Origin of the sequence: Mesorhizobium sp. M7A.F.Ca.AU.001.01.1.1 (assembly GCF_004022735.1) — a bacterium.
In the GTDB taxonomy this organism is placed as follows: Bacteria; Pseudomonadota; Alphaproteobacteria; order Rhizobiales; family Rhizobiaceae; genus Mesorhizobium; species Mesorhizobium ciceri.
The window spans coordinates 1-1,269 of sequence record NZ_RZPF01001106.1 but is presented as its reverse complement, the minus strand read 5'-3'; the positions used below and the strand labels follow the sequence as shown (position 1 = coordinate 1,269).

2 protein-coding genes are annotated in these 1,269 nt (G+C 64.5%); one reads left to right on the top strand and one right to left on the bottom strand.

What is annotated here, in order from left to right; translation table 11 throughout:
• Positions 1-721 (top strand): EAL domain-containing protein (locus EN884_RS36240; RefSeq protein WP_164895432.1); only part of this gene is annotated, 721 nt, incomplete at its 5' end.
• 1 nt (position 722) lies between these two features.
• Here EN884_RS36240 and EN884_RS36235 read toward each other — a convergent pair.
• Positions 723-1,269, bottom strand: a 547-nt coding sequence (locus tag EN884_RS36235) for a TlpA disulfide reductase family protein (protein WP_164895431.1), incomplete at its 5' end; no start/stop codon positions are given.

The following is a 1,269-nucleotide window of genomic DNA, read 5'->3' as shown; positions in this document are numbered from 1 at the left end:
CCGCTGGCGGCATCCGACTCGCGGCGACGTGTCGCCGGCCATATTCATCCCGGTGGCCGAAGACAGCGGCGCCATTGGCCAGATTGGCGAATGGGTGCTGACGGCTGCCTGCGAGGAAGCCGCCCGCTGGGAAAATCCGCTGACAGTGGCCGTCAACGTTTCGGCGGTGCAGCTCCACAACACGAATTTCAGCCGCAAGGTCCACGAAACATTGCTGAATTCCGGCCTGGCGCCCGGCAGGCTCGAGCTTGAGATCACCGAGACGGCGCTTGTCAAGGACATGCCGCGGGCGCTGGCCACCTTGCGGCAGGTCAAGGCGCTGGGCGTGCGCGTGGCCATGGACGATTTTGGAACCGGCTATTCCTCGCTCTCCAACCTCCGCGCCTTCCCCTTCGACAAGATCAAGATCGATGGCTCCTTCATCAAGTCGGTCGACAAGAACGGCCAGGTCGCGGCGATCGTGCGCGCCGTCCTGGGACTTGGACGTGGTCTCGGCCTGCCGGTTCTGGCGGAGGGGGTCGAGACGCTCGGCGAACTGAAATTCCTGGACGCCGAAGCCTGCGAGATCGGCCAGGGCTATTATATCGGCAGGCCAGCTCTCATCGAAGAATTCGGCGAGCTGACCGGTGTCGTCGCACCCGCTGTCGGCAGCAAACCCGCTACCTTGCGCGACAGAAGCGTTCTGGCCTTCGCACCGGCACCTGCGCTAGCCACACGCTAGACTAGAGGCTCTCGGGCTTGAGTGCCGTCTCGACCAGCCGCCTGGCGTCCGGCCCCGACCATTCGGCCGGGCCGTTCATATGGGCGATCAGGCAGCCCTCGCCGTCGACCAGCATGGTGACAGGAAGGCCTAGCGCCAGGCCGCGCTTCTTGAGGTCGTTGAACAGCGCCATCGTCGAATCCCGGTAATAGCCAAGCGTCGCGACGCCGGTATCGCTGAGGAACTTCTTCGGCTTCACATCGTCGCCGGCATCGACATTGACGGCGATCACTTGAAAGGCGTCGCTGCCCTTTTCCTTCTGCAGCGCATCGAGCGCCGGCATTTCGGCACGGCACGGGGCGCACCATGTCGCCCACAGATTGAGCAGCACCGTCTTGCCGGCATGATCGGCAATCGTCATCGGCTTGCCGTCCGGACCGTTGAAGGCAAGGCTCTTCAGGGATTGTGGCGGATCGGCCGGCAAAAGTGCCGCGACCTCACCGGTGGCCGAAGCCGCGACCTTCTTGGCGCGGTCGCTCTTGGCCGCGCAGGCCACGTCGTCCTTGCTC